21 protein-coding genes are annotated in these 26,075 nt (G+C 62.2%); 17 read left to right on the top strand and 4 right to left on the bottom strand.

The annotated features are described in order from the left end of the window. Window positions 1-193: 193 nt before the first annotated feature. From J3P84_RS25675 to J3P84_RS25660, 4 genes are all read left to right on the top strand, one after another. The gene (locus J3P84_RS25675; protein WP_434626500.1) at window positions 194-3,817 is read left to right on the top strand and encodes a DUF2339 domain-containing protein; all 3,624 of its coding nucleotides are present in this window, start codon (window positions 194-196) and stop codon (window positions 3,815-3,817) included. 50 nt (window positions 3,818-3,867) lie between these two features. Continuing rightward, complete coding sequence (locus J3P84_RS25670) at window positions 3,868-5,184, top strand: DUF3999 domain-containing protein (protein ID WP_434631536.1); 1,317 nt, start codon at window positions 3,868-3,870, stop codon at window positions 5,182-5,184. 233 nt (window positions 5,185-5,417) lie between these two features. Next, a complete protein-coding gene (locus J3P84_RS25665) occupies window positions 5,418-6,428 on the top strand; it encodes a class 1 fructose-bisphosphatase (RefSeq protein ID WP_107323045.1) in 1,011 nt (336 codons plus the stop codon). Between the two features lie 3 nt (window positions 6,429-6,431). Further along, window positions 6,432-7,028 (top strand): DUF924 family protein, encoded by a 597-nt coding sequence (locus J3P84_RS25660; protein ID WP_434626499.1) that lies wholly within the window; start codon window positions 6,432-6,434, stop codon window positions 7,026-7,028. A 7-nt stretch (window positions 7,029-7,035) separates the two neighbouring features. On the opposite strand, the gene J3P84_RS25655 is transcribed toward J3P84_RS25660, so the two are convergent. The 3 genes from J3P84_RS25655 to J3P84_RS25645 all read right to left on the bottom strand — a co-directional run bounded on the left by J3P84_RS25655 (window position 7,036) and on the right by J3P84_RS25645 (window position 9,705). Then, the gene (locus J3P84_RS25655) at window positions 7,036-7,368 is read right to left on the bottom strand and encodes a type II toxin-antitoxin system RelE/ParE family toxin (RefSeq protein ID WP_434626498.1); all 333 of its coding nucleotides are present in this window, start codon (window positions 7,366-7,368) and stop codon (window positions 7,036-7,038) included. Beyond that, the gene (locus tag J3P84_RS25650) at window positions 7,365-7,637 is read right to left on the bottom strand and encodes a type II toxin-antitoxin system Phd/YefM family antitoxin (protein WP_434626496.1); all 273 of its coding nucleotides are present in this window, start codon (window positions 7,635-7,637) and stop codon (window positions 7,365-7,367) included. The genes J3P84_RS25655 and J3P84_RS25650 overlap by 4 nt, the downstream gene beginning before the upstream one ends. Before the next feature lie 175 nt (window positions 7,638-7,812). Further along, complete coding sequence (locus J3P84_RS25645) at window positions 7,813-9,705, bottom strand: methyl-accepting chemotaxis protein (protein ID WP_434626495.1); 1,893 nt, start codon at window positions 9,703-9,705, stop codon at window positions 7,813-7,815. A gap of 282 nt (window positions 9,706-9,987) precedes the next feature. Here J3P84_RS25645 and J3P84_RS25640 point away from each other — a divergent pair, with 282 nt between their 5' ends. Together J3P84_RS25640 and J3P84_RS25635 are read left to right on the top strand one after the other, a co-directional pair. Continuing rightward, a complete protein-coding gene (locus J3P84_RS25640; protein WP_434626494.1) occupies window positions 9,988-10,242 on the top strand; it encodes a hypothetical protein in 255 nt (84 codons plus the stop codon). A 43-nt stretch (window positions 10,243-10,285) separates the two neighbouring features. Next, entirely contained in the window at window positions 10,286-10,855 is a 570-nt protein-coding gene (locus J3P84_RS25635) for a lipocalin family protein (RefSeq protein ID WP_434626493.1), read from the top strand. Window positions 10,856-10,972: 117 nt separating this feature from the next. Here the strand turns inward: J3P84_RS25635 and J3P84_RS25630 are convergent, their stop codons facing one another. Next, window positions 10,973-12,337: a formimidoylglutamate deiminase gene (locus J3P84_RS25630; protein WP_434626492.1), complete on the bottom strand. Its 1,365-nt coding sequence runs from the start codon at window positions 12,335-12,337 to the stop codon at window positions 10,973-10,975. Between the two features lie 142 nt (window positions 12,338-12,479). Here J3P84_RS25630 and hutC point away from each other — a divergent pair, with 142 nt between their 5' ends. From hutC to hutG, 11 genes are all read left to right on the top strand, one after another. Further along, window positions 12,480-13,190 (top strand): histidine utilization repressor, encoded by a 711-nt coding sequence (gene hutC, locus J3P84_RS25625; RefSeq protein ID WP_305501386.1) that lies wholly within the window; start codon window positions 12,480-12,482, stop codon window positions 13,188-13,190. Continuing rightward, complete coding sequence (locus J3P84_RS25620; protein WP_434626491.1) at window positions 13,187-13,756, top strand: HutD/Ves family protein; 570 nt, start codon at window positions 13,187-13,189, stop codon at window positions 13,754-13,756. Before hutC ends, J3P84_RS25620 begins: the two co-directional genes overlap by 4 nt. A 470-nt stretch (window positions 13,757-14,226) precedes the next feature. Next, window positions 14,227-15,915: a urocanate hydratase gene (gene hutU / locus J3P84_RS25615; RefSeq protein ID WP_434626490.1), complete on the top strand. Its 1,689-nt coding sequence runs from the start codon at window positions 14,227-14,229 to the stop codon at window positions 15,913-15,915. A 146-nt stretch (window positions 15,916-16,061) separates the two neighbouring features. Then, window positions 16,062-17,528 carry a purine-cytosine permease family protein gene (locus J3P84_RS25610; RefSeq protein ID WP_434626489.1) on the top strand — a complete coding sequence of 489 codons (1,467 nt, stop codon included), beginning with the start codon at window positions 16,062-16,064 and terminating at the stop codon, window positions 17,526-17,528. Between the two features lie 70 nt (window positions 17,529-17,598). Beyond that, entirely contained in the window at window positions 17,599-18,567 is a 969-nt protein-coding gene (locus tag J3P84_RS25605; protein ID WP_434626488.1) for an ABC transporter substrate-binding protein, read from the top strand. A 71-nt stretch (window positions 18,568-18,638) separates the two neighbouring features. Then, the gene (locus tag J3P84_RS25600) at window positions 18,639-19,490 is read left to right on the top strand and encodes an ABC transporter permease (RefSeq protein ID WP_109752006.1); all 852 of its coding nucleotides are present in this window, start codon (window positions 18,639-18,641) and stop codon (window positions 19,488-19,490) included. Next, window positions 19,487-20,317: a quaternary amine ABC transporter ATP-binding protein gene (locus tag J3P84_RS25595; RefSeq protein ID WP_434626487.1), complete on the top strand. Its 831-nt coding sequence runs from the start codon at window positions 19,487-19,489 to the stop codon at window positions 20,315-20,317. The genes J3P84_RS25600 and J3P84_RS25595 overlap by 4 nt, the downstream gene beginning before the upstream one ends. A gap of 194 nt (window positions 20,318-20,511) precedes the next feature. Next, window positions 20,512-22,035: a histidine ammonia-lyase gene (gene hutH / locus J3P84_RS25590; protein ID WP_434631533.1), complete on the top strand. Its 1,524-nt coding sequence runs from the start codon at window positions 20,512-20,514 to the stop codon at window positions 22,033-22,035. Between the two features lie 128 nt (window positions 22,036-22,163). Beyond that, a complete protein-coding gene (gene hutH, locus J3P84_RS25585) occupies window positions 22,164-23,696 on the top strand; it encodes a histidine ammonia-lyase (RefSeq protein ID WP_434626486.1) in 1,533 nt (510 codons plus the stop codon). A gap of 157 nt (window positions 23,697-23,853) precedes the next feature. Beyond that, the gene (gene hutI / locus J3P84_RS25580) at window positions 23,854-25,056 is read left to right on the top strand and encodes an imidazolonepropionase (protein ID WP_434626485.1); all 1,203 of its coding nucleotides are present in this window, start codon (window positions 23,854-23,856) and stop codon (window positions 25,054-25,056) included. Window positions 25,057-25,067: 11 nt separating this feature from the next. Then, the gene (gene hutG / locus J3P84_RS25575) at window positions 25,068-25,871 is read left to right on the top strand and encodes an N-formylglutamate deformylase (RefSeq protein ID WP_434626484.1); all 804 of its coding nucleotides are present in this window, start codon (window positions 25,068-25,070) and stop codon (window positions 25,869-25,871) included. Window positions 25,872-26,075: the final 204 nt, after the last annotated feature.

The following is a 26,075-nucleotide window of genomic DNA, read 5'->3' as shown; positions in this document are numbered from 1 at the left end:
AAATGCCAGGAATCCAATGTGGGAGCGAGCTTGCTCGCGATAGCGGTGTATCAGGCGACATTCATATTGCCCGACACGCCGCCATCGCGAGCAAGCTCGCTCCCACAGGGTTTCGGGGTTTTCCACTAGACTGAGCCAGACCCCACATCACCCCGGTCATGCCCGCAACGGGCCGCTTAGGGATATCGACCATATGCAATGGATTTTGACACTGTTGGGCCTGGCACTCGGCTGGGTGGTGGAAGAGTCGTTTGCCGACGCGCTGATCGGTGCGCTGGTGGGGCTTGGCATCGCCCAGTCGTTTCGACTGGGACGCCTGGGTATCCAGGCCGCCAAGCAACAGATCCTGCTCCAAGATGCCCAGCGCAGCTTGCTCACGCTGGAAGCGCGTCTGGCGGTGCTCGAACGCGGCAACGTGGCCGAACCGAGTGAACCGGCTACAGCGCCGGAAATCGTCGTTGCCCAAGCGGCGAAGCCCGAGGCGCGCACCGAGCCGGAGCTCATCTGGCAGCTGCCACCAGAACTCGAACCAATCCCCGCGATGGCCACCCAGGCCAGCCAGCCGTTGCCCGATGACGTTTGGAAACCCGCGCCCGAAACATCCAGTCGGCGCGCAACCCGCGACTTCGAACCTCTGCCCCTGGAACCGAGGACTACCGAGCCGACGGCCCCTCGCGGTCCGAATCTGATCGATCGTGCCTGGACGGGCGCGCGCAACTGGCTGTTCGGCGGCAACACCGTGCTGCGGGTCGGCGTGGTGCTGTTGTTCCTCGGCCTGGCCTTCCTGCTGCGCTACGCCACTGAAGGCATGGTAGTGCCGATCGAGTTGCGTTACGCCGGCGTCGCGGCCAGTGCCTTGGGCCTGTTGGGCCTGGGCTGGTGGTTGCGCCACCGCAACAGCAACTATGCGTTGATGTTGCAGGGGACGGGGATCGCGGTGCTGTACCTGACCGTGTTCGCCGCCATGCGCCTGCACCCGCTGCTCGATTCCAAGGCTGCCCTGGGCCTGTTGGTTGCAGTCACGGTGTTTTCCGCGATCCTGGCCGTTACCCAGAATGCCCTGGGGCTGGCGGCAGCTGCCGCACTGGGCGGCTTCGCCGCGCCGATCCTGACCTCCACCGGCAGCGGCAACCATGTCGCGCTGTTCAGCTATTTCATCCTGCTCAATACCGGCATCTTCGCGATTGCCTGGTTCCGCGCCTGGCGCCTGCTCAACCTGATCGGCTTCGTCGGCACTTTCGGCATCGGTTTCGCCTGGGGCCTGCGTTCCTATACGCCGGAGCTGCTCTGGAGCACTGAGCCGTTCCTCATCGTGTTCTTCCTGATGTACCTGGCGATCGGGTTGCTGTTCACCCGGCGCAAGCTGCTGGAAATGAGCGATGCGCCTGAAGATGACAGCCGCCAAGCGCTGCTGCGCTGGTCGGCGCGCAAGGGCGACTATGTGGACGGCAGCATGCTGTTCGGTCCGCCGCTGGTGGGCTTCGGCTTGCAGTTCGCGTTGGTGCAGCATCTGGAATTCGCCGCCGCCTTCAGCGCCCTGGCCCTGGGCATGATCTATATGGGGCTGGCCCGCGTATTGATGGGCGGGCGCGCTGTATTGCTGGCCGAAACCTGCCTCGCCCTGGGCGTGATTTTCACCAGCCTGGCGATTCCCCTTGGCCTCGACGCCCGTTGGACTGCCGCAGCGTGGGCGGTGGAAGGCGCCGGGATCTTCTGGCTCGGCCTGCGTCAGCAGCGACCTTTTGCGCGAATCTTTGCCCTGTTGCTGCAATTGGGGTCGGCGCTGGCCTTCGTCAGCGAACTGCATGGCGGCGAAGGCAGCCTGCTGGAAGGTTCGTGGCTGGGCGCGTTGATGCTCGGTGGCGCCTTGCTGTTCAGCTTCTACCAACTGCGCAAGGCCAAGCCCGGGCACGCCGCAAGTTGGGAGCTGCGCGGGCAACCCGTGCTGGCGGTACTGGGGCTAGGCTTCCTCTACCTGCTGGCACCGCTGTTTTTCTTTATTCATGGTACTGCCATCGCCTGGGCACTGGCCGGGCTGGCGACGCTGTTCGTCGGCCTGCGCCTGCAATCACGCAGCTTCCTGTTTACCGCGTTCGCCGTGCAACTGCTCGGCGGTGCGCTGTTCCTGCTGCGTCTGCAAGGCGCCGAAGGCGATTCGGCGGCGGTGTTCAACGCTGGTTGGAGCGGTCTGCTCAGCGCCTCGTTGATCGGCCTGACATTGATCGGCGGTATGTTGCTGGCGGCGCGCGACGACATGGTGCGCAACGATGTGCGCTTGCTGCGCGGCTTGTCGGTGGTGTTGCTGGCCGGGTTGGTGTTGATCAATCTCGCGGTACTGTTCGTGTTGCCCTGGCAAACGGCGAGCGGCGTGTGGGCGGCCAGCGGTCTGTTGATCATCTGGCTGAGCCTGTACCTGAAGCAGCGCGTGAGCTTTGTCTTTGGCCTGCTGCTGCAAGTGATTGGCGGTGCGGCTTTCCTGATGGCCGGGCCGGCGCTGCTGGGCTCGCTTGATGCCGAGGATCTGCGTCCCTTGGCCCACAGCGGATTCTGGACACCGCTGGTGCTGGGGCTGGCTGCGCTGGTGGGCGCATGGCGTCTGCAAAAGGCGCACGCGGCGCGGGAACTCGATGCCTTGAGTTTGCAGCGCCTGTCCGAGCTGCTGCTGATCTGGGGCGCCGGTTGGTGGGCGCTGGCGTGGGGCAGCGAAGTGCTGCGCTTTGCCCCGCAAAACCTGCAAGGCAGTTTGTTGTTGATTGTCGCGGCCGCCAGTGTGGCGGTGTGGACCGTTGCGGCGCTGCGCTTGAAGTGGGCGGCAATGGGATTGCTGTGCACCTTGTTGATTCCAGCAGCAGGCTGTGTGCTGGTGGCGATCGGGCACAGCCGTTATCACCCGGCGGCGGATTTCGGCTGGCTGGCCTGGCTGGCGGTATTTGCCGTGCATTTCCTGTCGCTCAAGCGCCTGGCCGCGACGCTGCCGGCCCAGGCGCGCAGCACCGCCCATGTGCTCGGTTGCTGGTTGTTGATGGCGGTGCTGATGCTGGAGTTGCGTTACGGCCTGCTGTTGTTGTCCGAGCAGTACAATGCCTGGCGGTGGTTGGCCTGGGCGATCCTGCCAGGCCTCTACCTGGTGCTGATGGCCACGCCGCGTACCCTGCCGTGGCCGGTGTCGGCCCAACCGCGCGAATACCGCGTCTACGCGGCGGCGCCCATGGCACTGTTGATGCTCGGTTGGTTCTGGCTGACCAACACGTTCAGTGATGGCAACTCGGAGCCACTGCCTTATGTGCCGTTGCTCAATCCGTTGGAGCTGGGTCTGCTGTTCGCCCTGTTCGGTATCTATGTGTGGGCCCGCAACGCCGTGGAGCAAACGACGAACCGCTGGAGTCGGATCGGACAGGTCGCTCAGTTGATCGCCGGCGTGTCGCTGTTCGCGTTCTTCACCGCCTTGGTGATGCGCACTGCGCACCAGTGGATGGATGTGCCGTTCGAGCTGGATGCATTGCTTGAATCGATGTTCGTGCAGGCCGGATTGTCCATTGTCTGGACCCTGATCGCCCTGGGCCTGATGATTGGCGGCCACCTGCGGCATCGTCGCGAGGTGTGGCTGATCGGCGCGGCGTTGATTGCGGTGGTGGTGGCCAAGCTGTTCTTTGTCGAATTGAGTAACCGTGGTGGTCTGGCGCGGATCGTGTCGTTTATCGGCGTGGGCGTGTTGCTGCTGGTGGTCGGCTACTTTGCGCCGCTGCCGCCCAAACGCCCGGAGCCGGCCGTGGATGCCGAGCCGCCGATGCCTGTCAGTGAGGGAGTGTCATCTTGAGTCGCAAGTTGAGTCGAATCGGGCTGGGCGTGGTGGGGTTGTGGGTGGCCATGTCGGCCGCGGCACAGGAACAACCGCAAGACTTCGCCCATCAGGTGCCGTTGGCCTTGAGCGGAGAGGGGCCGTGGTATCGCCTGGCGTTGCCGCTGGACGTGCAGTTGCAGGCGCGCCAGACCGACCTGAGCGACTTGCGGGTCTTCAACGCGGCGGGCCAGGCCCAGGCCTACGCATTGGTTCGCGAGTCGGCGCAGAGCCGGGAAAGTCGCACGCTCACCGATGTGAAATGGTTCCCGCTGTACAACGCCGCCGATGACAGCGAGCGTGCGCCCAGCGTGCGTGTGCAATCGAACGCCAACGGCACGCTGGTGGAAGTCCAGCCGTCCAGTCGGCTCGAGGCGGGCGAGGAAGAGTTGCGCGGCTGGTTGCTGGACGCCAGCGCGATCAAGGCGCCGTTACAGCAATTGATCCTCGACTGGACCAGCGAGCGCGATGGCTTCCAGCGCTTCACCATCGAAGCCAGCGACGATTTGCAGCACTGGCAGTCGTGGGGCGAAGGCCAGATCGCCCGGCTGACGTTTGCCGATGAGCGGGTCGAGCAGCATGAGGTGAGCTTGCCGGGGCAGTCGGCGCGCTACTTGCGACTGCTGTGGGATTCGCCGTCCTCGGCGCCGGTGCTGACCTCGGCCCAGCTGCAAAGCGCCAGCCGCGAAAGCCTGCCACTGCCGTTGGTCTGGTCGCAGCCGCTGGCTGGTGGCACGACCAAGGCCGGCGAATACACCTGGCAGTTACCCATGGGGTTGAACGTCGAACAGGTGCAGATCGAGTTGAGCCAGGCCAACACCCTGGCGCCGGCGACCCTGGCCGGTCGCCGCGAAAGCAGCCAACCCTGGCAGCCGATGGGCAGCGGTCTGCTCTATCGCCTGACCCAGAATGGCCAGGAGGTGTTGCAAAACCAGCTGCAGCTGTCCGGCCAGACCGTTCAACAACTGAAGCTGACGGTGGACGAGCGCGGCGGCGGTCTGGGCGCCGAGGCCCCGGCCCTGCGCTTTGCCGTGCGTCCGACCCAGGTGGTGTTCCTGGCGCGCGGCGAGGGCCCCTGGCGCCTGGCGCTGGGCAGTGCGACAGTCAAGGCGGCCAGCCTGCCATTGACCACGCTGGTGCCCGACTACAAACCGTCGCGTCTGGCGACGTTGGGTACGGCAACGGTGAACGGCACGGCCACGGCGACCCCGAGAGTCGAAACCACGCCTGCGCCCATCGAGACCAATTGGAAAAAAATCGGCTTGTGGGCGGTGTTGCTGCTGAGTGTGCTGTTCCTCGCAGCAATGGCGTTCAGCCTGTTGCGCAAGCCACCGGTCAAGAACTGAGGTGTGTTCATCGCGAGCAAGCTCGCTCCCACAATAAACCGCGTTCGTCGGAACAACTCGGTCAACTGTGGGAGCGAGCTTGCTCGCGATGGCGTCCTATCAACCAATAGATTACCCAAGCGAACCGCCACCCCGTGAACTCAATCCTCCATATCCCGTCTCATAGGAGGAATTAACTCCCGACTCGCGCTAAACTGCGCGGGTTTTCCGCCCCCTATTCTTCGGAGCCGTCCATGTCCCGCGTTACCTTGAGTCGCTATTTGATTGAGCAGACCCGCAGCAACAATACCCCTGCCGATCTGCGCTTTTTGATCGAAGTGGTGGCGCGTGCGTGCAAGGAAATCAGCCACGCCGTCTCCAAGGGCGCGCTGGGTGGTGTCCTTGGCAGCATGGGCACCGAGAACGTGCAGGGCGAAGTGCAGAAGAAGCTCGACGTACTGTCCAACGAAATCCTGCTCGAAGCCAACGAGTGGGGCGGTCACCTGGCCGGCATGGCGTCCGAGGAAATGGACAATGCCTACCAGATCCCGGGCAAGTATCCCAAGGGCGCCTACCTGCTGGTGTTCGACCCGTTGGACGGCTCGTCGAACATCGACATCAACGCGCCGGTTGGCACCATCTTCTCGGTACTGCGTTGCCCGAACGAGTACCTGAGCCAGAACGAAGCGCTGAACGAAAAGGCCTTCCTGCAGCCAGGCACCGAACAGGTCGCCGCCGGCTATGCCATCTACGGGCCTCAGACCATGCTGGTACTGACCCTGGGCGACGGCGTGAAAGGCTTCACCCTGGATCGCGAGATGGGCAGTTTTGTCCTGACCCACGAAGACATCACCATTCCTGAGACCACTCAGGAGTTCGCCATCAACATGTCCAACCAGCGTCACTGGGAAGCCCCGGTACAACGCTACGTCAGCGAGTTGCTGGCCGGCGAAGAAGGCCCGCTGAAGAAGAACTACAACATGCGCTGGGTCGCCGCGATGGTTGCCGATGTGCACCGCATCCTGACCCGTGGTGGCCTGTTCATGTACCCACGCGACAGCCGCGAGCCGTCCAAGCCGGGCAAGCTGCGCCTGATGTACGAAGCCAACCCGATGTCGTTCCTGGTGGAGCAGGCCGGTGGCGCTTCCACCGATGGCCACCAACGCATTCTCGACATCCAGCCTGAAGGCCTGCACCAGCGCGTAGCGGTGTTCCTCGGCTCGAAGGAAGAAGTGGCGCGCGCCACGGCCTACCACAAGGAATAAATCATGGCCGAGCCCTGGCAGCCGTTGCTCGATTGGTGGTTCGGTTCAGCCGAATCACCCGATGACATCGCGGCTGACAAGGGCAAGCTGTGGTTCGGCAAAGGCCATGATCGCCAGGCGCAAGAGCGCTTCGGCGATCAGGTCGAGCAGGCACTGGCCGGCGGATTGACCGAATGGGCGCAACGCCCGGAAGGTTGGCTGGCCCTGGTGCTGCTACTGGATCAACTTCCCCGGATGATCTATCGCAACACCCCCGAAGGTTTTTCCGGCGATCTGCGTGCCCAAGCGCTGGTAGCACAGGGACTGGCGGCGGGTTTCGACCGGCAACTCAAGCCTGTCCAGCGCGTATTCATTTATCTGGTACTCGAACACTGCGAAAACCTCGCCGTACAGAACGAAGCCGTGTCGCGGTTCATCGAGTTGGTTCGAGAACAGCCCGAGGCGCAGCGTGCGGTGTTTGAGGACAACCTGGATTATGCCGAACGGCATCAGAAGATCATTGCGCGGTTTGGCCGCTTCCCTCATCGCAATGCGGTGCTTGGGCGTGAGTCCACGGCTGAGGAGCTGGAATTCCTGAAGAGGCCTGGGTCCAGGTTCTAGTGAGTTGTTAAGGACTGCTTCGAAGCAATCGCTGCATTAGCAGGGTCGGCAAGCTCTTGCGGTTATCGGCGATGATATGGATATAGATCGTTTGGCCCCGCACCTCATAAATGATTCGGTTCATCCCTGACAATATCTGCCGGTACTGACCGAGATTGAGCCTTTCGATTTCTTCTGGAATCGATCCTGCGTAAGGCAAGGTCTCCAAATGACGGATCGCCGTCTTCAGGCTGGCGTAAGTGCTTTGCCATGTATGGAAAGAAAACCGACCGATGAGATAGGCGCGAAGCTCTTTAAGATCTGTTTCGGCTGACTGAAGAATGACGATCTTCAACCTCATTGGTCGTCCGCCTTATCCAGCTCGCCGAAGACTTCTTCTATTTCCCTGAATTTACCGTTTTCAATTTCTTGGTTGCCCATCGCCAGCAGCTTTAGCAACGCCATGGTGTCTTCTTGTTCTTCAAAACTTTTTACATCCATGACCACGAGCTTGGCTTCACCGTTTTGGGTGATGATCAACGGCTCTCTGCTCTCTGTGATGCTCTTGACGATTTCGGCGGTATGGCTCTTCAAATAGCTGATGGGTTTGATTTGTGATGAGAGTTTCATGGTGCGGGGCCTCGAAAGAAGGAACGGACTGAGTTTAGTCTTAATTCAGTCTTTCGTCAGGGTGTCGGTCTGATTTCTGCTGAGGGCTGATGCCGCTATCGCGGACAAGCTCGCTCCCACAGTAGAGTGCGGTCAACTGTGGGAGCGAGCTTGCTCGCGATGGGTCTTGAGAGCGCTAGATCCGGAAACTGCCCACCAACTGCTTCAACCGCGCCGCCTGCTGTTCCAGGTCGGAACAGGCCCGCAACGTGGCTTGCAGGTTTTCCACGCCTTCCTGGTTTAGCGTGTTGATTTCGTTGATGTCGACGTTGATCGATTCCACCACGGCGGTCTGTTCTTCGGTGGCGGTCGCCACGGACTGGTTCATGCCGTCGATTTCGCCGATGCGCTGGGTCACGCTGCCCAGGCGTTCGCCCGCCTGGTTGGCGATGCCAACGCTGCTTTCGCTCTGGCGCTGGCTGTCGGTCATGGTCAGCACCGCTTCCCGCGCGCCGACCTGCAACTCTTCGATCATCTTCTGCACTTGCTGCGCCGAATCCTGGGTACGGTGGGCCAGGTTGCGCACTTCATCGGCAACCACCGCGAAACCGCGACCGGCTTCACCGGCGCGGGCGGCTTCGATGGCGGCGTTCAGGGCGAGCAGGTTGGTCTGCTGGGAAATGCTGGTGATCACTTCCAGGATCTGGCCGATGTTCACTGTGTTGCTGTTCAGGGTTTCGATGTTGCCGCACGAATCGCTGATCTTGGCCGACAGCTGCTGCATGGCGGTGATGGTTTTATCCACCACTTGCTGGCCGTCTTCGGCCAGGTTGCGGGCTTCACTGGAATGCTGCGAGGCGAGGGCGGCGTTCTGGGCGATCTCCTGGGCGGCGGCGCCGAGCTGGTTGATGGCCGCGGCCACGCTGCTGGTCCGCGAGGCCTGCTGGTCGGAGTTGTACATCGACGAGTTGGACGCGCTGACCACCCGCAGGGCGACTTCGTTGACCTGGCCGGTCGCCGAAGCCACTTCGCGGATCGAAGTATGGATACGCTCGACGAAGCGGTTGAACGATGTACCCAGCGCACCGAATTCGTCCTGGCCATGAATGGTCAGGCGCCGAGTCAGGTCGCCTTCGCCTTCGGCGATATCGTGCATGGCGCGGCCCATGGTCAGCAGCGGTTGCATCAGCACCCGTATCAGCATGCCCAGGAGGGCGATGATGAACACCACGGCGATGATCATGGCGATCAGTGCCGAGGTGCGAAATTCGCTGAGCATCGCCAGGGCGGTGTCTTTATCGAGTACCAGCGCCACGTACCAGTTGGCTCCGGGCACGCCGTTGACCTGGGTAAAGGAGATGAATTGAGTCTTGCCGTCGAGTTCGACTTCCTTCAGGCCCGGGCCGATTTGCGGTGCGCCGTTGGGGTAGGCCTCGGCAAGCGTCTTGAGGACACGCTTGCTGTCGGGGTGGATCAGGATCTTGCCGTCGGCGCTGACGATGAACGCATGGCCATGGCCGCCGAAGTTCAGCGAGTTGATGATGGCGCTGACGCTCGACAGGTCGATGTCCGCGCCAGCCACGCCGATCATCTGGTTCTGACGCTGTACCGGCGTGGCAACGGTGATTACCAGCTTGCCCGACGAGGCCGCGATGTAGGGCTCGGTGACGATGGTCTGCTGGGCGCTATTGGCAGCCTTGTACCAGCCACGGGCGCGCGGGTCATAGTCGGCGGCACGATTACCGGCCGGTATCGAGAACATCACACCGTCGGTACCGCCGAAATAGCTGAGCTGGAAATTGCCGGTGTAGGCGGGCAGGCCCACGGCGCGCTTCAGGCTCTCGGCACTGTTTCCATCGATGGCTATTTGCTGGGCAAGCGATTGCAGCAATTGGATTCGGCCTTCGACCCATGTCTGGATATTACGACTGGTCAGGTTGCCGAGTTCCTGCATGGACGTCTCGGTGCTGGTGTTGAGACTTTGTCGTTGACGATAGTCGTTGAACAGGATGAAACAGGCGAATGCGACGGCCACCACAAGGGCGGCAGCCAGCAGGATTTTGTGGCTGAATTTCATGTTTCTGGTCATTAAGAACGCTACCGCGTAGGGACGGGTCAGGAAGGGCTGCCAATTTGCCATAGTGCAAGATTTTGCGCTGTTACTTTTTATCGGCGCAAAAGCCCGTCCCATCAGGCGTCGAGGGGGCGCTCCCGACGAAAGGCACGACAGCGTCACAAACCGGTTGATTTCCGATGAAACACCGCTGCACAGCCAATAAATACCAGGGGCACGAGGGAACCAGACAGGGGTTTTCTCTTCTAAGGATCAGGTTGGCACCCTGCCACCTCCCTTCCGCTCCAGGAGTTACTCATGTCGCTGCGATCCATCGCCCTGCTGTTTGTGTGCGTCGTCTTGACCGCATGCAGCAAGGTCAACCAGGAAAACTATTCGAAGCTGTCGGCTGGCATGCCCAAGGCCGAAGTCGAAACGTTACTGGGGAAACCGACTGATTGTTCGGGCGCGCTCGGTATGTCCAGCTGCACCTGGGGCGACCAGGAAAGCTTTATCAGCGTGCAGTATGCCGGTGACAAAGTGTTGATGTTTTCCGGCCAAGGCCTGAAGTAACCTGAAGTAAACCGGGGCCAAGCGCCCACGGGAGAAAAAAATAATGATGCGGTTAGTTTTTGTGCTTCTGGCTGGCCTGGTATTGGCCGGCTGTGCCTCTTCTGGCGTAGACCCGTTGGCGCCCAAGACAGTCAACAGCGTCAATCTAAAGCGGTACCAAGGGACCTGGTACGAACTGGCCCGCCTGCCGATGTACTTCCAGCGCAACTGCGCGCAGTCCGAAGCGCATTACACCCTCAAGCCTGACGGCAACATGGACGTATTCAACCGCTGCCTGACTTCCGACTGGAAATGGGAAGAGGCCAGGGGCACGGCTTACCCGCAAGTGCCGGGTAAAACCGACAAGCTCTGGGTCGAATTCGATACCTGGTTCTCGCGGATCCTGCCGGGCGTGGCAAAAGGGGAATATTGGGTGTTGTACGTCAGCGATGACTACAAGACCGCCATCATCGGCGACCCGAGCCGGCGCTACATGTGGTTGCTGTCCCGCACGCCGACGGTGAAGGTGGATGTGCGCGAAGAACTGCTGAGCAAGGCCCGCCAGCAGGGCTATGACACTACGCGGTTGGTCTGGCGCGCATCGGACCGGCAGATGGCGAAGACTTCGGACTGACTCCGTAACATCTGTGGGAGCGAGCCTGCTCGCGAAGAGGGCTTCACATTCAACACATAAGTTGATTGATGGTCCGCCTTCGCGAGCAGGCTCGCTCCCAGATTGTTGTTATGAGAATCAGCCCAGCAGCTCGCGCAACACCTGGGTGAACGCCCGTGCGCTTTCCTCTTCGCCGGCATGGCGCCCATCGCGCACCACCCACTTGCCACCCACCATCACATCCCGCACCTGGCGATCGCCACCGGCGAACAGCCAACGATTGAGGATACCGTCGCCGTTGGCCGTGGCCAGGTACGGATCGTTGCCATCAAGCACCAGCCAATCGGCGCGCTTGCCTACTGTGAAAGCACCGATGGGTTGTCCCAGCGCCTGGGCGCCGCCGTCCAGCGCGGCGTCATACAGCGTGCGCCCGACCATCGGTTGATCCGTTCGATACAAACGGTTGCGCCGCTGGTCTCGCAAACGCTGGCCGTATTCCAGCCAACGCAACTCTTCCACCACACTCAACGACACATGGCTGTCGGAACCGATGCCCATCCGCCCACCTTGGGCGAGGAAGTCCACGGCCGGGAAAATCCCGTCGCCAAGATTGGCTTCAGTGGTCAGGCACAACCCGGCAATCGCCCGGCTCCTGGCCATGAGGCTGACTTCCTGGGGGTTGGCGTGCGTTGCGTGAACCAGGCACCAGCGCTGGTCGACTTCGGTATTTTCGTACAGCCACTCCAGCGGCCGCGCGCCACTCCAGCTCAGGCAATCGTCGACTTCCTTTTGCTGTTCGGCGATGTGGATGTGCACCGGGCAATGCGGATCGCTGGCGGCCAGTACGTCCTTGATCTGTCCGGGCGTCACGGCGCGCAAGGAGTGGAAACACAAGCCCAGCGCCTGATTGGCTTGCCCGGCCAGGACAGGTTGCAAGCGCTCCTGAAGCTTCAGGTAGTTTTCGGTGCTGTTGATGAACCGGCGCTGCCCCTCGTTGGGCGCCTGGCCGCCGAAACCGGAATGGCTGTAGAGCACCGGCAGCAACGTCAGGCCGATGCCGGCGGCGCTGGCGGCGTGGCTGATGCGCAGCGCCAGTTCGGCCGGGTCAGCGTAGGGCGCGCCGTCGAGGTCATGATGCACGTAATGGAACTCGGCGACCGAGGTGTAGCCGGCCTTGAGCATTTCGATGTACAGCTGGCGGGCGATAATGCCGAGTTGCCCGGGGCTGATTTTCCCGACGAGGCGGTACATCAGGTCACGCCATGTCCAGAAGCTGTCGTTGGGGTTGCCGGCCACCTCCGCCAGTCCGGCCATGGCCCGCTGGAAAGCATGGGAATGCAGGTTCGGCATGCCTGGCAATAGCGGGCCGTCCAGTCGTTCGGCGCCGTCTGCGTGGGCGTCGGCCTGGATGTGGGTCAGGATACCGTTGGCATCGACCTCAAGACGTACATCATTGGCCCATCCACTAGGCAGCAGCGCGCGTTCGGCAAAGAAGGCGGACATGGTTGACCCTCATCTGTGAAATTTGTATATACATATACAGACGTTTGCCTGGCCGGTAAACTCCGGCAAGCTAGCCACCTAATTTGCAGAACAGGGAACCGCCGTGCCGACTCCGCCTGCCAAACCGCCGCTGGCCGCAACCATGGGTGACAGTCCGGCGCCCTTGTACGCCCGCGTCAAACAGATGATCACCCAGCAGATCGACAGTGGAAACTGGCCGCCGCACTACCGCGTGCCGTCGGAAAGCGAACTGGTCAGTCAGTTGGGCTTCAGCCGCATGACCATCAACCGTGCCCTGCGGGAAATGACCGCCGATGGCCTGTTGGTGCGCATGCAGGGTGTCGGCACGTTCGTCGCCGAGCCCAAGAGCCAGTCCGCGTTGTTCGAAGTACACAACATCGCCGATGAAATCGCCTCCCGGGGTCATCGCCATACCTGCAAGGTCATTACCCTGGAAGAGGAGGCCGCCGGCTCCGAACGTGCCCTGGCCCTGGATATGCGCGAAGGCCAGAAGGTCTTTCACTCGCTGATCGTGCATTTCGAGAACGACATTCCCGTGCAGATCGAGGACCGTTTCGTCAATGCGCTCGTGGCGCCCGACTACCTCAAGCAGGACTTCACCCAGCAAACGCCTTACGCCTACCTGAACCAGGTCGCGCCGCTGACCGAGGGGGAGCATGTGGTCGAGGCGATCCTGGCCGAGCCGAGCGAATGCAAGCTGTTGCAGATCGAGCGGGGCGAGCCGTGCCTGCTGATTCGCCGTCGCACCTGGTCCGGGCGCCAGCCGGTGACCGCCGCGCGCCTGATCCATCCGGGCTCCCGCCATAGCCTGGAAGGACGCTTTCACAAATGAGCCAGCTGAAGGTTTTACGCGCCGCCAACTACCCACGCATGCCGTGGAAAAACGGCGGTGGCAGCACCGAAGAAATCACCCGCGATGCAGGCACCGGCCTGGAAGGTTTCGGTTGGCGCCTGTCGATCGCCGATATCGCTGAGTCGGGCGGTTTTTCCACCTTCGCCGGTTATGAACGGGTCATCAGTGTCTTGCAGGGTGACGGCATGACGCTGAATGTCGATGGCCAGGCCTCGCGGGCATTGCATCCGCTGGACCCGTTTGCGTTCAGCGGCGAAAGCCATGTGCACTGCACCTTGCTGGGCGGGTCGATCCGCGATTTCAACCTGATCTATGCGCCGCAGCGTTACCGCGCGCGGTTGCAGTGGATGGGTGGGCAGCAGCATTTTCTCAGCGAGGCGGGGACGGTGTTGGTGTTCAGCGCGGCGCCGACGCTGAGGGTCAATATTGACGAGGCGGTCCAGACGCTGGGGCTTTATGACTGCCTGCAACTGAGCGGCAACACCGGGCTGCTGGAGATCACCACCCACGGCCAATGCTGCGTGATCGAGCTGACGGCCCACTAAACTCGGCTGCACTCATCTTGTGGCGAGGGGATTTATCCCCGCTGGGTCGCGAAGCGACCCCCTGCGTTTTTCCTGATGTATCGAGTTGTCTGGATCTAGGGCTGCTCCGCAGCCCAGCGGGGATAAATCCCCTCACCACAGCGTGCTCGTTGTTCCTTCCATGCGCACCAACTTGTTACCGAACGCCCCAGCGTGGCGCAATACCACGCTTTTGTGTCCCTCCGACTTCCCCCTCCAAAACCCTTCTGAAAAATTTCATGCAGCTCGGCAGCCCTTCAATCACAGGGCTTTGAGCTCTATCCCAAACCGTCCCTGAACATCGGCTCCAACAAGTTGGCCGCTTGATTGCATATGCTTGTACATACAAGTAAAGACGTATGCGTATGAGTCTCCTGCATTCAACGCAACGTCCGCTGAATCGCTGCCCACTGCCCGGGCTGGTCTGGATTGATCGCTGAGGAGTTTTTGCTGTGACCGACGCTACCCGCAAACCTGAAAAATACCGTGACGTTGAAATCCGCGCGCCTCGCGGTAACACGCTGACCGCCAAGAGCTGGCTGACTGAAGCGCCGCTGCGGATGTTGATGAACAACCTCGACCCGGAAGTGGCCGAGAACCCCAAGGAACTGGTGGTCTACGGTGGCATCGGTCGCGCGGCGCGCAACTGGGAATGCTACGACAAGATTGTCGAAAGCCTGACCAACCTGAATGACGACGAAACCCTGCTGGTGCAATCCGGCAAGCCGGTGGGCGTATTCAAGACCCACAGCAACGCTCCTCGCGTACTGATCGCCAACTCCAACCTGGTGCCGCACTGGGCCAGCTGGGAGCATTTCAACGAACTCGACGCCAAGGGCCTGGCCATGTACGGCCAGATGACCGCCGGCAGCTGGATCTACATCGGCAGCCAGGGCATCGTCCAAGGCACTTATGAAACCTTCGTCGAGGCTGGTCGCCAGCATTACGATTCCAACCTCAAGGGCCGTTGGGTCCTGACCGCAGGCCTGGGTGGCATGGGCGGCGCGCAACCCTTGGCCGCGACCCTGGCCGGCGCATGTTCGCTGAACATCGAGTGCCAGCAGGTCAGCATCGATTTCCGTCTGAAAACCCGCTACGTCGACGAGCAGGCCAAAGACCTCGACGATGCCCTGGCCCGCATCGAGAAATACACTGCCGAAGGCAAGGCGATTTCCATTGCGTTGTGTGGGAACGCCGCCGAAATTCTCCCGGAAATGGTTCGCCGTGGTGTGCGTCCGGACATGGTCACCGACCAGACCAGCGCCCACGATCCGCTCAACGGTTACCTGCCGGCCGGCTGGACCTGGGACGAATACCGCGCCCGCGCCAAGACCGAACCTGCCGCCGTGGTGAAGGCCGCCAAGCAATCGATGGCCGTGCACGTCAAAGCCATGCTGGCCTTCCAGAAAATGGGCGTGCCGACCTTCGACTACGGCAACAACATCCGCCAGATGGCCCAGCAAGAGGGCGTCGAGAATGCCTTCGATTTCCCGGGTTTCGTCCCCGCCTATATCCGTCCGCTGTTCTGCCGTGGCATCGGCCCGTTCCGCTGGGCCGCGCTGTCGGGAGACCCGCAGGACATCTACAAGACCGACGCCAAGGTCAAGGAACTGATCGCCGACGACGCTCACCTGCACAACTGGCTGGACATGGCCCGCGAGCGCATCAGCTTCCAGGGCTTGCCGGCACGTATCTGCTGGGTTGGCCTGGGCCAGCGCGCCAAGTTGGGCCTGGCCTTCAACGAGATGGTTCGCAGCGGTGAGTTGTCGGCGCCGATCGTGATCGGCCGCGACCACCTGGACTCCGGCTCCGTCGCCAGCCCGAACCGTGAAACCGAATCCATGCAGGACGGCTCCGACGCCGTTTCCGACTGGCCGCTGCTCAATGCCTTGCTCAACACCGCCAGCGGCGCGACCTGGGTGTCGCTGCACCACGGTGGTGGCGTCGGCATGGGTTTCTCCCAGCACTCGGGCATGGTGATCGTCTGCGACGGCACCGACGAAGCGGCCGAGCGTATCGCCCGCGTACTGCATAACGACCCGGGCACTGGCGTCATGCGTCATGCCGATGCGGGTTACCAGATTGCCATTGATTGTGCGAAGGAGCAGGGGCTGAACCTGCCGATGATTACTGGTAAGTAAACGCAAAACCCATGTGGGAGCGAGCCTGCTCGCGAAGGCGGCTTGTCATCCGAGGCATCTGTTGAATGACACACCCTTTCGCGAGCAGGCTCGCTCCCACACATAAAAGCAGCGCCCGAACCCGAACAATCCACAGAGGTTGAACCATGGCTGTCACCAGCACACGCGATAGCAGCAAGCCGTTGATCGAGAAACGTTCGATCGACTACATCCCGGAAGCGGAGCGACACGGTCGGTTGTTGAGCCAGTTCACCCTCTGGATGGGGGCCAACCTGCAGATCACGGCAATTGTCACCGGCGCGTTGGCGGTGGTGCTTGGCGGTGATGTGTTCTGGTCGTTGATCGGTCTGCTGATCGGCCAGGTGCTCGGCGGTGGCGTCATGGCCTTGCATGCCGCGCAAGGACCCAAGCTGGGCCTGCCGCAGATGATCTCCAGCCGGGTGCAGTTCGGTGTGTATGGCGCGGCCATCCCGATCGTGCTGGTATGCCTGATGTACCTGGGTTTCACCGCCACGGGAACCGTGCTTTCCGGCCAGGCGCTGGGCCAGTTGTTTGGCGTCAGTGACAGTCTCGGCATCCTCATTTTCTCCAGTGTCATCGTGCTGGTGACGGTGCTCGGTTACCGGGTGATCCACTTCATTGGCCGGGTCGCCAGCGTTATTGGTGTGATTGCCTTTGTCTACCTGTTCGCTCGCCTGGTCAGCCAGACGGACGTTGGCGCGCTCTTGCAAATTCGCCATTTCAGCTGGAGCAGTTTCCTGCTGGCGGTGTCGCTCGCGGCCTCCTGGCAGATCGCCTTCGGCCCCTACGTGGCTGACTACTCGCGGTATCTGCCGAGCAAGACGTCCTCGGTGAAAACCTTTTTCGCCGCCGGCGCGGGTTCCGTCATCGGCGCGCAGGTAGCAATGATCCTCGGCGTGTTTGCCGCCGCTTCGGCCAACGGGCAGTTCGCCGGTCACGAAGTTGCCTACATCGTAGGCCTGGGGGGCACCGGCGCCACCGCTGCGCTGCTGTACTTCAGCATCGCCTTTGGCAAGGTCACCATCTCCACGCTGAACTCCTACGGCAGCTTCATGTGCATCGCGACCATTATCAGCGGTTTTCGCGGGCACCTGAACGTAACGCGGTTGCAGCGTCTGGTCTTCGTGCTGGTCATCGTCGGCGCCGCGACCCTGATCGCGCTGCTCGGCCAGCACTCGTTCCTCGGTGCGTTCAAGTCTTTCATCCTGTTCTTGCTCGCATTCTTCACGCCGTGGAGCGCGATCAACCTGGTGGACTACTACTGCATCACGCGCGAGCGCTATGACGTGCCGGCACTGAGCGACCCGAACGGTCGCTACGGTCGTTGGAACGCCCTCGGCATCAGCGTCTACGTCTTCGGTGTATTGGTTCAGTTGCCGTTCATCGCCACCAAGTTCTATACCGGCCCGTTGGTGAAAGCCATGGGTGGTGTGGATATCTCGTGGATCATCGGTCTGGTGGTTCCGGCGGCGCTGTATTACCTCATCGCCAGAAAGTGGCACAGCGCAGTACCCGATCAATTGATCCTGCCGGTCGAGCAGGACGCGGTTGACGCACAACCGAGCAGGGCGGGCCGCATCCAAGCGGTCTGATGGGACGTTGACAGGGCTGGATGCCTCTTGACTGCCGTAAGCCAATTCAACTGATTAGGAGCGTCACATAATGAAGTCGAACAAGACCCTGCTGACCACATTGCTGTCCATGGGCCTGCTGGCCAGCGCCGGTGCCACGCAAGCGGCCGGCTGGTGCGAGTCGGGCAAACCGGTGAAGTTCGCCGGCCTGAACTGGGAAAGCGGCATGCTGCTGACCGACGTGATGCAAGTGGTGCTGGAAAAAGGCTACGGCTGCAAGACCGACAGCCTGCCAGGCAATTCCATCACCATGGAGAACGCCCTGAGCAGCAACGACATCCAGGTGTTCGCCGAAGAGTGGGTCGGCCGCAGTGAGGTGTGGAACAAGGCCGAGAAGGCCGGCAAGGTGGTGGGCGTCGGTGCACCGGTGGTCGGCGCGATCGAAGGCTGGTACGTGCCGCGCTACGTGATCGAAGGTGATGCCAAGCGCAAGCTCGAAGCCAAGGCCCCGGGCCTGAAGAATATCGCCGACCTGGGCCAGTACGCCGCCGTGTTCAAGGATCAGGAGGAGCCATCCAAGGGCCGCTTCTACAACTGCCCGGCCGGTTGGACCTGCGAGCTGGACAACAGCGAAATGCTGAAAAGCTACGGCCTGGAAAAAACCTACACCAACTTCCGCCCAGGCACCGGCCCGGCGCTGGATGCGGCAGTGCTGTCGAGCTACAAGCGTGGCGAGCCGATCCTGTTCTACTACTGGTCGCCAACGCCGCTGATGGGCCAGGTGGACTTGGTGAAGCTCGAAGAAAAACCGGGCGTGGATAAAAGCGTGAGCATCAAGGTCGGCCTGTCCAAGACCTTCCATGACGAGGCTCCGGAACTGGTGGCGGTGCTGGAAAAGGTCAACCTGCCGATCGACATCCTGAACCAGAACCTCGGGCGCATGGCCAAAGAGCGGATCGAGTCGCCGAAACTGGCGAAGATCTTCCTGAAGGAACATCCTGAAGTCTGGCATGCCTGGGTCAGCGAAGACGCTGCCAAGAAAATCGACGCGGCTCTGTAGGTCGAATATTTCCCGGCCAACCGTGGGGCTGGCCGGGACGTTCACCGCATCCACCTGATCGAGAGTCTCTTATGTTTCCCGAAAGCTTTACCTTCTCCATCGCCGACTGGGTCAACGGTTGGGTCGACTCCCTGGTGACCAATTATGGCGATGTGTTCCGGCATATCTCCGACACGTTGCTGTGGGCCATCGTCAACCTTGAAGGTCTGCTGCGCATGGCCCCCTGGTGGCTGATGCTGGCGATCGTCGGCGGTGTCGCCTGGCATGCCACCCGCAAGGTGGTGGCGACGGCGGTGATCGTCGGCCTGTTGTTCCTGGTGGGCGCGGTGGGCCTGTGGGACAAACTGATGCAGACCCTCGCGCTGATGCTGGTCGCGACGCTGATTTCGGTGCTGATCGGGATTCCGCTGGGCATTCTCTCGGCGCGCAGCAATCGTCTGCGTTCGGTGCTGATGCCCCTGCTGGACATCATGCAGACCATGCCAAGCTTCGTGTACCTGATTCCGGTGTTGATGCTGTTCGGCCTGGGCAAGGTCCCGGCGATCTTCGCCACGGTGATCTACGCCGCGCCGCCCTTGATCCGCCTGACCGACCTGGGCATCCGCCAGGTTGACGGCGAAGTCATGGAAGCCATCAACGCCTTTGGCGCCAACCGCTGGCAGCAGTTGTTCGGCGTGCAACTGCCCCTGGCCCTGCCGAGCATCATGGCCGGGATCAACCAGACCACCATGATGGCCCTGTCGATGGTGGTCATCGCCTCGATGATCGGCGCCCGTGGCCTGGGTGAAGATGTACTGGTCGGCATCCAGACCCTCAACGTCGGGCGCGGCCTCGAAGCCGGGCTCGCCATCGTGATTCTCGCCGTGGTCATCGACCGCATTACCCAGGCCTACGGTCGTCCTCGGCATGAGGTGAGCAAATGAGCAACGCAGCCGTCAGCAAGATCGAAGTCAGGAACGTCTTCAAGATTTTCGGCAACCGGTCCAAGGAGGCCCTGGAGCTGATCCGTCAAAACAGGACCAAGGACCAGGTGCTGGCCGAAACCGGCTGCGTGGTCGGCGTGAACGACCTGTCGCTGAGCATCGGCACCGGTGAAATTTTTGTGATCATGGGCCTGTCCGGTTCCGGCAAGTCCACTTTGGTTCGCCACTTCAACCGGTTGATCGACCCTACCAGCGGCGCGATCCTGGTGGACGGCGAAGACATCCTGCAACTGGACATGGAGGCCTTGCGTGAGTTTCGTCGGCGCAAGATCAGCATGGTGTTCCAGAGCTTCGGCCTGCTGCCCCACAAGAGCGTGCTGGACAACGTCGCCTACGGCTTGAAAGTGCGCGGCGAAAGCAAGCAGGTCTGCGCCGAACGGGCGTTGCACTGGATCAGCACCGTGGGCCTGAAGGGCTACGAGAACAAATACCCGCACCAGCTCTCCGGCGGCATGCGCCAGCGCGTCGGCCTGGCCCGGGCGTTGGCGGCGGATACCGACATCATCCTGATGGACGAGGCGTTCAGCGCCCTCGATCCGCTGATCCGCGCGGAAATGCAGGACCAGTTGCTGGAACTGCAAAAGACTCTGCACAAGACCATCGTCTTCATCACCCACGACCTCGACGAGGCCGTACGCATCGGCAACCGCATCGCGATTCTCAAGGACGGCAAGCTGATCCAGGTCGGCACGCCACGGGAGATCCTGCACTCGCCGGCGGATGAGTATGTTGACCGGTTTGTGCAGCGCAGGGCGGCGGTGGTGTAAGGCTGTGGTGGCTGGCGAACAGCTATTTTTGGCTGACAGGTTGTTGTGGCGAGGGAGCTTGCTCCCGCTCGAGTGCGTAGCGCTCGCAAGATTTTGGGGCCGCTGCGCGGCCCAGCGGGAGCAAGCTCCCTCGCCACAAAGGCAGTGCCTTTAGCCAGGTGTGTTGCTGAAAAGAATTTCCCATGAGGTTGAAGATGTCCCAGGCTGAAAAAATCGTAATCGCCGGCGCCCCGCTGCGCTGGCAGGACGTGGTCGCCGTCGCCCGCTTCGGCGCTGTGCTGGAGCTATCGGCCCAGGCCTGGGCGCGCATCGACAATGCCCAGGCCATCGTCCAGCGCATCGTCGAAAGCGGTGAACGGGCCTATGGCGTCAACACCGGCCTGGGCGCCTTGTGCAATGTCTCGCTCAAGGACGAACAGCTCAGCCAATTGTCGCGCAACACCTTGCTCAGCCATGCCTGTGGCGTCGGCCCGGCGCTGTCCGATGAGCAGACCCGGGCGATCCTCTGCGCGGCCATTCTCAACTACAGCCAAGGCAGATCAGGCATCCATCGCCGGGTGGTCGAGGCCTTGCTGGCGCTGCTCAATCGCGGCATCACGCCGCAAGTGCCGTCCCAGGGTTCGGTGGGCTACCTGACCCACATGGCCCACATCAGCATCGCGCTGCTGGGCGTCGGCGAGGTCAGCTATCGCGGGCAGGTCGTCTCGGCGCAGCAGGCGCTGGCCGCAGAAGGTCTGCAACCGGTGCAGTTGGGGGCCAAGGACGGTTTGTGCCTGGTCAACGGCACGCCGTGCATGACCGGCCTCAGTTGCCTGGCCCTGGCCGATGCGACGCGCCTGGTGCAGTGGGCCGATGTGATCGGTGCCATGAGCTTCGAGGCGCAGCGCGGGCAGATCGCCGCGTTCGATGCCGAGATCATTGCGCTCAAGCCGCACCCCGGCATGCAGCAGGTGGGCAGTAACTTGCGGGCGCTGCTCGATGGCAGCGAAGTCATCGCCTCAAGTCTGGGCATTCGCACGCAGGACGCCTTGAGCATCCGCTCGATTCCGCAAGTGCATGGCGCCGCTCGTGATCAGTTGGAGCATGCCCGGCAACAGATCGAAACCGAACTCAATGCCGCCACCGATAACCCTTTACTGCTAGGTACACCGGACAATTTCCGGGTCGTGTCCCAGGCCAACCCTCATGGCCAGTCGGTGGCGCTGGCGGCTGACCTGTTGGCGATCGCCGTGGCGGAAATCGGCTCCATCGCCGAGCGTCGCCTCGACCGTTTGATCAACCCGCACGTCAGTGGGCTGCCGGCCTTCCTGGTGGCCAATCCCGGGGTGAATTCGGGGATGATGATCGTGCAATACGTCGCCGCGTCGCTGTGCGCGGAAAACAAGCAACTGGCGCAACCGGCGGTGCTCGACAATTTCGTCACATCCGGGTTGCAGGAAGACCATTTGAGCATGGGCACCAACGCGGCCCTGAAGCTGCACCGGGCGCTGGAAAACTGTACGCAGATCCTCGCCATCGAATACCTGCTGGCGGCCCAGGCCTTCGAGTTTCTCAAGGCGCAGCGTTTTGGCGCTGGCACCGACACCGCCTGGAAGCTGCTGCGCGAGCGCGTCCCGGCCTACGACCAGGATCGCTGGCTGGCGCCGGACATCGCCAGCGCCGCCGGGCTGCTCAGGGATCCGAACGTGCTGCACCACGTTCTACCGAATTTGAATTGATCAAAAAAAACACCAGCGTGCCAAGGCACCTAGCCCACAAGGCGTCGCCCAAAAGGCGAAGGTGACGGATAACGGAACATTCCGGAGCGACTGGCGGGTAAAAACAAAACTCTCAAAAGGAGCAATACATGACTGCCTTGAACCTGATTCCCGGCCAATTGAGCCTGGCTCAATTGCGTGACATCTATCAGCAACCGGTGACGCTCAGCCTCGACGCCAGCGCATCGGCGCAGATCGAAGCCAGCGTTGCCTGCGTGGAGCAGATCCTCGCCGAGAATCGCACCGCCTACGGCATCAACACTGGTTTCGGCCTGTTGGCCTCGACCCGCATCGCCAGCGAAGACCTGGAAAACCTGCAGCGCTCTTTGGTGCTGTCCCATGCCGCCGGCGTCGGCGAGCCGATCAGCGATGCGCTGGTGCGGTTGATCATGGTGCTCAAGGTCAACAGCCTGAGCCGGGGTTTCTCCGGCATTCGCCGGCAGGTGATCGATGCGCTGATCGCACTGATCAACGCCGAGGTCTACCCGCACATTCCGCTGAAAGGTTCGGTGGGCGCATCCGGTGACCTGGCGCCTCTGGCCCACATGTCCCTGGTGCTGCTGGGCGAAGGCAAGGCCCGTTACAAAGGCGAATGGCTGCCGGCTGTCGACGCCCTGAAAGTCGCCGGCCTCGCGCCGCTGACCCTGGCGGCCAAGGAAGGTCTGGCGTTGCTCAATGGCACCCAGGTGTCCACCGCGTTTGCCTTGCGCGGCCTGTTCGAAGGCGAAGACCTGTTTGCCGCTGCCCTGGCGCTGGGCAGCCTCACGGTGGAAGCGGTGCTTGGCTCGCGCTCGCCATTCGATGCGCGCATCCATGCGGCTCGCGGCCAGAAAGGCCAGATCGATGCCGCCGCGGCCTATCGCGACCTGTTGGGCGAGCGCAGTGAAGTGTCGGATTCGCACCAGAACTGCGACAAGGTCCAGGACCCGTACTCCCTGCGTTGCCAGCCGCAAGTGATGGGCGCCTGCCTGACCCAGTTCCGCCAGGCCGCCGAGGTGCTGGTGATCGAGGCCAACGCTGTGTCGGATAACCCGCTGGTGTTCGCCGCCGAGGGCGACGTGATCTCCGGCGGTAACTTCCACGCCGAACCGGTGGCGATGGCGGCCGATAACATGGCCCTGGCGATCGCCGAGATCGGCTCCCTGAGCGAGCGGCGCATTTCGTTGATGATGGACAAGCACATGTCGCAACTGCCGCCATTCCTGGTGGCCAATGGCGGGGTCAACTCCGGCTTCATGATCGCCCAGGTTACCGCTGCGGCCCTGGCCAGTGAAAACAAGGCGCTGTCCCATCCTCATTCGGTGGACAGCCTGCCGACCTCGGCGAACCAGGAAGACCACGTCTCCATGGCCCCGGCCGCCGGCAAGCGCTTGTGGGAGATGGCCGAGAACACCCGCGGGATTCTCGCGGTGGAATGGCTGGCGGCGTGCCAGGGGCTGGATTTGCGCGGTGGTTTGAAAACCTCGGCCAAACTGGAACAGGCCCGGGCGCTGCTGCGTGCAGAAGTACCGTTTTACGAGAAGGACCGGTTCTTTGCGCCGGACATCAACGCGGCCAGTGAGCTGTTGGCGAGTCGGTGTCTGAACGAGCTGGTCACGGCGCAGTTGTTGCCGAGCCTTTGATGGCCCCTTCGCGAGCAGGCTCGCTCCCACATGGATGGCGTTCCCTCAGATTCTGCGCAGCTTCTCCCACATGGATGGCGCTGCCTCAGATTCTGCGCAACTTCTGTGGGAGCGAGCCTGCTCGCGAATCGATTTTGAATGCGACGAGGAAACCGGGATGAAAACCCTCTGGCAAAACTGCCACGCCGCCACCATGGCCCAGGGCGCCTACTCGATTATCGAAGACGCCGCCATTGTTACTCAGGGCGAGCACATCCAATGGATCGGCCCCCGTGCCGAATTGCCGGTGGGCGACTACCCGGCAATCAACGACCTGAAGGGCGCCTGGGTCACCCCGGGGCTGATCGATTGCCACACCCACGCGGTGTTCGGCGGCAACCGCAGCGGTGAATTCGAACAGCGCCTGCAAGGCGTCAGCTACGCCGACATCGCCGCGGCCGGCGGTGGCATCGCCAGCACCGTGCGCGCCACCCGCGCCGCCAGCGAGGACGAGCTGTTCGCCAGCGCCGCAAAACGCCTGAAAAGCCTGATGCGCGACGGCGTGACTACGGTGGAAATCAAATCCGGCTACGGCCTCGACCTGACCAGCGAACGCAAGATGCTGCGGGTCATCCGCCGCCTCGGCGCCGAATTGCCGGTCAGTGTGCGCAGCACCTGCCTGGCGGCCCACGCCTTGCCGCCGGAATACAAGGACCGCGCCGACGACTACATCGAACACATCTGCGCCGAAATGCTCCCGGCGTTGGCCGCCGAGGGGCTGGTGGACGCGGTGGATGCGTTCTGCGAGTACCTGGCGTTTTCTCCCGAGCAGGTCGAACGGTTGTTCTTGACCGCGCAGCGATTGGGCCTGCCGGTAAAGCTGCACGCCGAGCAACTGTCGTCGTTGCATGGTTCCAGCCTGGCGGCGCGGTATCAGGCGCTGTCGGCCGATCACCTGGAATTCATGACCGAGGACGACGCCAAGGCCATGGCCGAGTCTGGCACCGTAGCGGTGCTGCTGCCGGGGGCATTTTATTTCCTGCGTGAAACCCAGTTGCCGCCCATGGATGCCCTGCGCAAGCACGGCGTGAAAATCGCCGTCGCCAGTGACCTCAACCCCGGCACCTCGCCCGCGCTGTCGTTGCGCCTGATGTTGAACATGGCCTGCACCTGCCTGCGCCTGACCCCGGAAGAAGCACTGGCGGGAGCAACAATTCATGCCGCGCAGGCCCTGGGCATGGCCCAGACCCACGGCTCGCTGGAAGCCGGCAAGGTGGCGGACTTTGTCGCCTGGCACATCGATCGCCCGGCCGATCTGTCGTACTGGCTCGGCGGCGATCTGGAAAAACGCGTCGTGCGCCACGGCGTGGAAATCGATTGAGGAGAACGGTTGTGGAGAAGGTCCTGAATTTCAAGCAAGGGCGCGTGCCGCTGTTGATCAGCATGCCTCACGCCGGCCTGCGCCTGACGCCGGCGGTAGAGGCCGGGTTGATCCCCGAGGCCCAGAGCCTGCCGGACACCGATTGGCATATTCCCCGGCTGTATGATTTCGCCGATGAGCTGGGCGCCAGCACCCTGGCGGCCGAATATTCGCGGTTCGTCGTCGACCTGAACCGTCCTTCTGATGACAAACCGATGTATGTCGGCGCCACCACTGGCCTGTACCCGGCGACGCTGTTCGATGGCGTGCCGTTGTTTCGCGAAGGCCTGGCGCCGACGGCTGATGAGCGTGCCACGTACTTGCAGCAGATCTGGATGCCCTACCATCAGGCCCTGCAACAGGAACTGGCGCGGCTCAAGGCCGAGTTCGGCTATGCCTTGCTGTTCGATGCCCACTCGATCCGTTCGGTGATCCCGCACCTGTTCGACGGCAAGCTGCCGGACTTCAATCTCGGCACGTTCAACGGCGCCAGTTGCGACCCGGCCCTGGCCAGCCAGCTCGAAGCCATCTGCGCTCGCCACGGCCAGTTCACCCATGTGCTCAACGGACGCTTCAAGGGCGGACACATCACCCGGCACTACGGCAACCCGGCCGAGGACATTCACGCAGTGCAACTGGAACTGTGCCAGAGCACCTATATGGAAGAGTTCGAGCCATTCAACTACCGCCCGGACCTGGCGGCGCCGACCCAGGTGGTGCTCAGGGAGTTGGTGGAGGGTTTCCTGGCGTGGGGGCGGCAGGCTTACAAGCACTGATCTGCAGTGAGGCGCTTGTTGTGGCGAGGGAGCTTGCTCCCGCTTGAGTGCGCAGCGCTCACAAGATCCTTGGGGCGGCTTCGCCACCCAGCGGGAGCAAGCTCCCTCGCCACAGAAGCGTTCATCGTCTTACCTGTCGCCACCGTGCAAAACCGCGTCGCCACAGTTCATCTTCAGCCCCTCGACGCTGCGTAATGTTCCAGG

The sequence above is a fragment of the Pseudomonas sp. Z1-29 genome, from assembly GCF_051131995.1.
Lineage (GTDB): Bacteria > Pseudomonadota > Gammaproteobacteria > Pseudomonadales > Pseudomonadaceae > Aquipseudomonas.
Note: the sequence above shows the minus strand (reverse complement) of the source record. Positions and strands in the feature narration are given on the sequence as shown.

Bases quoted from the DNA above. Each gene is read 5' to 3' on its own strand.
- J3P84_RS25675 (WP_434626500.1), top strand. From the start codon at position 194: ATGCAATGGATTTTGACACTGTTGGGCCTGGCACTCGGCTGGGTGGTG.
- J3P84_RS25670 (WP_434631536.1), top strand. From the start codon at position 3,868: ATGTCGGCCGCGGCACAGGAACAACCGCAAGACTTCGCCCATCAGGTG.
- J3P84_RS25665 (WP_107323045.1), top strand. From the start codon at position 5,418: ATGTCCCGCGTTACCTTGAGTCGCTATTTGATTGAGCAGACCCGCAGC.
- J3P84_RS25660 (WP_434626499.1), top strand. From the start codon at position 6,432: ATGGCCGAGCCCTGGCAGCCGTTGCTCGATTGGTGGTTCGGTTCAGCC.
- J3P84_RS25655 (WP_434626498.1), bottom strand. From the start codon at position 7,368: ATGAGGTTGAAGATCGTCATTCTTCAGTCAGCCGAAACAGATCTTAAA.
- J3P84_RS25650 (WP_434626496.1), bottom strand. From the start codon at position 7,637: ATGAAACTCTCATCACAAATCAAACCCATCAGCTATTTGAAGAGCCAT.
- J3P84_RS25645 (WP_434626495.1), bottom strand. From the start codon at position 9,705: ATGACCAGAAACATGAAATTCAGCCACAAAATCCTGCTGGCTGCCGCC.
- J3P84_RS25640 (WP_434626494.1), top strand. From the start codon at position 9,988: ATGTCGCTGCGATCCATCGCCCTGCTGTTTGTGTGCGTCGTCTTGACC.
- J3P84_RS25635 (WP_434626493.1), top strand. From the start codon at position 10,286: ATGATGCGGTTAGTTTTTGTGCTTCTGGCTGGCCTGGTATTGGCCGGC.
- J3P84_RS25630 (WP_434626492.1), bottom strand. From the start codon at position 12,337: ATGTCCGCCTTCTTTGCCGAACGCGCGCTGCTGCCTAGTGGATGGGCC.
- hutC (WP_305501386.1), top strand. From the start codon at position 12,480: ATGGGTGACAGTCCGGCGCCCTTGTACGCCCGCGTCAAACAGATGATC.
- J3P84_RS25620 (WP_434626491.1), top strand. From the start codon at position 13,187: ATGAGCCAGCTGAAGGTTTTACGCGCCGCCAACTACCCACGCATGCCG.
- J3P84_RS25610 (WP_434626489.1), top strand. From the start codon at position 16,062: ATGGCTGTCACCAGCACACGCGATAGCAGCAAGCCGTTGATCGAGAAA.
- J3P84_RS25605 (WP_434626488.1), top strand. From the start codon at position 17,599: ATGAAGTCGAACAAGACCCTGCTGACCACATTGCTGTCCATGGGCCTG.
- J3P84_RS25600 (WP_109752006.1), top strand. From the start codon at position 18,639: ATGTTTCCCGAAAGCTTTACCTTCTCCATCGCCGACTGGGTCAACGGT.
- J3P84_RS25595 (WP_434626487.1), top strand. From the start codon at position 19,487: ATGAGCAACGCAGCCGTCAGCAAGATCGAAGTCAGGAACGTCTTCAAG.
- hutH (WP_434631533.1), top strand. From the start codon at position 20,512: ATGTCCCAGGCTGAAAAAATCGTAATCGCCGGCGCCCCGCTGCGCTGG.
- hutH (WP_434626486.1), top strand. From the start codon at position 22,164: ATGACTGCCTTGAACCTGATTCCCGGCCAATTGAGCCTGGCTCAATTG.
- hutI (WP_434626485.1), top strand. From the start codon at position 23,854: ATGAAAACCCTCTGGCAAAACTGCCACGCCGCCACCATGGCCCAGGGC.